The 4,603-nt window shown below is 42.6% G+C and carries 4 protein-coding genes and 1 pseudogene; 2 read left to right on the top strand and 3 right to left on the bottom strand.

Annotation, left to right across the window (positions count from 1 at the left end; translation table 11 throughout):
• Positions 1-616 (top strand): DMT family transporter (locus V7D75_RS04610; RefSeq protein ID WP_333613603.1); only part of this gene is annotated, 616 nt, incomplete at its 5' end.
• Between the two features lie 180 nt (positions 617-796).
• A complete protein-coding gene (locus V7D75_RS04615) occupies positions 797-1,168 on the top strand; it encodes an MliC family protein (protein WP_333613604.1) in 372 nt (123 codons plus the stop codon).
• Between the two features lie 170 nt (positions 1,169-1,338).
• Here the strand turns inward: V7D75_RS04615 and V7D75_RS04620 are convergent, their stop codons facing one another.
• The 3 genes and pseudogenes from V7D75_RS04620 to V7D75_RS04630 form a co-directional block, all read right to left on the bottom strand.
• A complete protein-coding gene (locus V7D75_RS04620) occupies positions 1,339-2,487 on the bottom strand; it encodes a catalase family protein (protein ID WP_333613605.1) in 1,149 nt (382 codons plus the stop codon).
• 58 nt (positions 2,488-2,545) lie between these two features.
• Positions 2,546-4,120 (bottom strand): Dyp-type peroxidase, encoded by a 1,575-nt coding sequence (locus V7D75_RS04625; RefSeq protein ID WP_333613606.1) that lies wholly within the window; start codon positions 4,118-4,120, stop codon positions 2,546-2,548.
• 129 nt (positions 4,121-4,249) lie between these two features.
• Positions 4,250-4,603 (bottom strand): annotated as a pseudogene (locus V7D75_RS04630) (hypothetical protein); the annotation flags it as partial.

Genomic DNA, 4,603 nt, shown 5'->3' on the forward strand with positions numbered 1-4,603 from the left:
AGTGGCTTACCAAGCACTTGATACGGGGACGGGCGCGCTTATTTTATTTGCCGCCGTACAGCTTACGATGATTGGTTGGGGCATTTATCATAAAGAACCATTAACTCGCGTACAGTGGACAGCACTTTTAGTAGCATTGATAGGTTTTGTGTACTTGATGCTGCCATCAGCTAGCACGCCTTCCTTTTCTGCGGCGCTTATAATGGCAATAAGCGGTAGCGCTTGGGGTATCTATAGCATACGTGGTAAAAGCTGCGTCTCACCGCTCAGAACGACTGGCTTTAATTTTTTAAGAAGCCTAGTGGCTGTGCCGATATTGGCATTATTAGGTATGAGTTATTTAAACGATATCAGCATGACAGGTGTCATATTGTCAGTCGCGGCAGGTGCTATCGCTTCTGGCATCGGTTACAGTGTCTGGTATATGGCGATGCCGCTCTTAAAAACTATCCAATCAGCAGTAGTGCAACTTTGTGTGCCGGTACTTGCCGCCCTATTCGGAATGATATTTTTGTCAGAGAAATTGACTTTAGATTTTATTATTGCAAGCGCAGTGATATTAAGTGCGGTGTTGGTTTTTATTTCAAATAAAGGGCGAGCAAAACCATACCATTAACATCAGGCGCATAATATTCAAGGAAATATGCCAAGCTTTGCGGACCATAGCATGCAGTGATAAAACGGCTAGCTGATGTTACTTGCCCAAATACGAACCACAACACGAAATTACATTTTTTATTGTATGATACGTCTTTAGCGTAACCAATAAAATTCACATTAAATTTTGAGGACTATTATGAAAAAATTATTCGCTGTTGCCCCTTTTGCTGTACTTTTAGCTGCTTGTGCCACCAGTGCGCCAACCACCACAACGCCACCTGCCAATACTCAGCAAGTAGCCCAGTCATTCACCTGTGAAGACAACGGTCAAATCACGGCTGCCTATACTGCAAACGGTCAAGCCGCCAACCTAAACGTTACTTTGCCAAAAGTTGGCTTAAACAACGCTAAAGTTAGCATGAAACAAGCGGTATCAGGTTCTGGCGCTCGTTATGTCAACGATGTGAACCCACAAACCACTTATGATTGGCACACCAAAGCCGATTACGGCATCATGACCATCAAAACAGACAAGGGTCAAGAATACCAAGTTAACTGCCAACTATAATAACCATAAATAATGACTGGTAGTTAATTAATAATTGCTTAAGTAACATCTGTATTTTTACTAAAATCCATTGAAAGAAAAGAGCCAGTAGTTTACCTACTGGCTCTTTTTTGTGCCTTCGTTTTTTACTTAGACTTTTGCTTTATAAACTTCTAGGCACTTAGAGGTGATTAAAAAAATGATTTATCAAACGTTCCTTTTAGGCTTTTAGGTTCGCGGCGTTTAACGTCGTTTAGTTTATGACGAGTTTCTGAAGCTATTTGATAGGCCTTTAATCGCGACTGCTGCAAATTGCCAATCGGACGGTTTTCCTCTAGGCAGCGAAACGGTGTAAAAGATAAGTTTTCCATAATCTCAAAATGACCGTCATCCGGCACATCTTGACAAGGAATTGTCAGTCTCGCTACCGTCACAAATGGCGCATCAGACTCTTTCCATTCGGTGGTTATCTCTTCAATCGGCTGCTTTTTAAGACTGCGACACAGCTGAATCTGCACATCAAACTGATAATCATGCTCGCGTATTTCATTGATAATCAGCGGGCGAATTGCTTCCTCGCGTGCATTTACATCAAGCTCACGACGGGTGATTTTTTTAGCCGCTGCTTTGGTTGGTGTGACTCTTATCTTCGCCATATAGTCGCCATGACGCACTACGCCTTGTGAATGAAAATCATAAAGCAAGGTGTTTTTTGGCTCAATGGTTATAAATCCGCCCAGTGCTTTAAAGGTTTTAAAAGATTCTTTGGTCGGTAATCTTGAGCCGTAATTGGTCAACCAATTAAAAGCCAATTGCGCTTTGCCTCTTGCGCCTTTTTCAGCGTATTTTGGCAGCTCTAAAAACAGCTTAGAGATATAGGCATAATCTTCGATTCGATTACAGAAAAACACCGGATGATTGATTAAATTAAAATCGAAGTTAGGACTATCTTCTTCGCTGGGAGCGAGTTTTTCACCCGCTACGTCAAAGACCTTAATCGCTAAACCTTGCGCTAAGCCAAGCTTACGATCAGGCGAAACGCGCGAGGCACCGTTAGAGAAGCGAATGACGGCATCATGAATGCCTGCTTTGGCATAAAGACCTTGCGCGTATTCAGCAGGCAAACTATCTAATATCTCAAACTTGGCTTTAAGCGCGCAGTAGCCTTTGGCATGGGCATCGCGCGTATGATAATCGACATTACTGGCTTTATCACTTCGAGCAATATAGTTTTTGATATCGTCGGTAATGGTGCGAATATTACGCTCGTCTTCTGCGCTCAGCGCAATATATTTTGCATTATAAGGTACATATTTAGGTTTGAATAATTTTTTTAACATTTTTTTAATCCTTTTTTATCAGTAGCTGTTCTTGTAAATAAAACGGTATTTTTAAGCTTTAAGACAATTCACTCATCCATTTTAGCGCCGATAAGCTTGGGATAAATAAATACTCACCGCCGTATAAGGTATTGAAAGTTTCGATACCGTGATAGCGCTGACGAATTGGGTCAGCAGGTACGGTAAAGGTATCAGCAGCAGCGTCTTTATCGCCGTGATGGACACCAAGCATCGGATCTTTCTCTTCTCCCAAGCTCATAAAATTACCATCATTAATCCATTGCGATTGTAAAAATTCAACAGTCTCCATAGCATGAGCATTGATACCAATAAAGAATAACCCGCGCTCTTTACCATCATCTTCAGTCACATCGGGCGGCAACACCTCGCCAAAACCAACGCTGCGCCTAACGATACGGTGAATACGTACGTCTGATAAAATAAAGTCTTTGCTGTCTCTTGGATTCATACGCCGTACATGGGCACCAAATGGACATTTTTTGCCATAAGGGTCGTCTTTATAGCCAAAGTTATTGTTGCGGTTGGGGTCATCGCCCAGTGCTTTATCATCGTGCTCAGGAGATAAGACCAAAGGCGCACCTGAGCGCCAACGTCCCCACATTTTTGCGCCCAGCAACTCCGCTTCTTCGTCACTCTGCGTATTTTCTTTTAGAAATTTATTAAAGGCGGCGACATGACTGTTATAGGCACGCAATACCATAAATGAGCCGTTTTTGCCCAAGACTTCTGGCTGCGGCATTGGTGCTATCGTGCCCGCCTCGCCTTCATAACCTAATACGAACTCGCCTGCTGCTATCGCCTCACCGTCAAGACTTGGCGGCGTTTGAATACCGCTGCCTTGAATCTCTGGATTACTGATACCATCGCGATAGCCAAAGACGTTTTTGACATTATTGTCTGAACCGAAAGCATGCTCCATAAGAATCTCAATATCGCCCTTGGCGCGATTATTCTCGTCGATATATGACTGGATATTGTCTTGCAGCTCCTTCAGCTTTATTTGCCATTTCTTTTTACTATCAGCAATGATGGCCGCACCGACATGGATATCTCCTTTATCACCAAAAGGAGCAGCCCAGTTTTCGGGCGCATTGATATCGAAATCACGCAGCTTTTCTGCGCGCTTTGCCATACCTGCTTTAAAGGATTCTGGAAAGCTGTCTAATGACGACCGCGGCACGCCAAGCGCCTCTAAACCATCATAAGTCATGACAATAGATAGCGTCGCTTGCATGTCTTTATGCCACGCCTTACTGCCCGTCACGTCTGGCAAAACGGTTTTCAAAAGTTGGCGCCCAGATTCTGCATTATTGATTTTCAACGCAACGATTGTTCCATAATAAGGCGTTGGTCGATCGCGTAAAATAATGGATTGAATGTCTTCTAGCTGCATGGTGACGGTATTTGGATTAAAGACGCCGCGTGCTTTATTCGCTAAGGTCTCGATACCGTCGCCGACTTCTTTTTTAATATCTGCTAACCAAGATTCAATATTGCTGTCTTCAATACGATTACCAAACTCGTCTTTTAATGCATGCAGTTTGCTGGTTAAAGGATGATTATCTATTGAAGTACTATCATTTTTATTATTATTTCGAGTGTTTTTACTCATTGTTAACCTTATTTTTATCATTGTCTGAGTTTACTTTGCCCTTACCTTTTATATCACCCAGCCCATCAAAAAATGATGATATAAAAGAATGGCATAAATCAGTAATATCTTATTGTTTTATCACAAACTTTAAGACTGTGCTTCATCCAGCGCTTTATTAATGCCTTTGACGATGCGATCTTGGCGGCGAATATCTTGAATAGTCAGGTGCGGAACTCCTACATACCAACCAGCGGCAGTGATTTGATGATCTAAAATGAACTGTTTGACACTCGGGTCTTTAATGCCAGGCCAACCTTCGACGCTGCCAAATAAAATGTCCATCAGCTCAGGAATTTTGGTCGCAAAGTCGTCGATATAAGGGTCCCAATCGCCATCATAAGCAGTACAAAATAGCACTCTGGTATCATTATCTAAAAACACAAAGCGTAAATCGTGCAGCGTACCAACCCGCGTTGCCCCTGCCAAATTACCGCCAGCAAT

Source organism: Psychrobacter sp., assembly GCF_036731945.1.
Classification (GTDB): Bacteria; Pseudomonadota; Gammaproteobacteria; order Pseudomonadales; family Moraxellaceae; genus Psychrobacter.

Coding starts and splice junctions, on each gene's coding strand:
- V7D75_RS04615 (WP_333613604.1), top strand. CDS start 797: ATGAAAAAATTATTCGCTGTTGCCCCTTTTGCTGTACTTTTAGCTGCT.
- V7D75_RS04620 (WP_333613605.1), bottom strand. CDS start 2,487: ATGTTAAAAAAATTATTCAAACCTAAATATGTACCTTATAATGCAAAA.
- V7D75_RS04625 (WP_333613606.1), bottom strand. CDS start 4,120: ATGAGTAAAAACACTCGAAATAATAATAAAAATGATAGTACTTCAATA.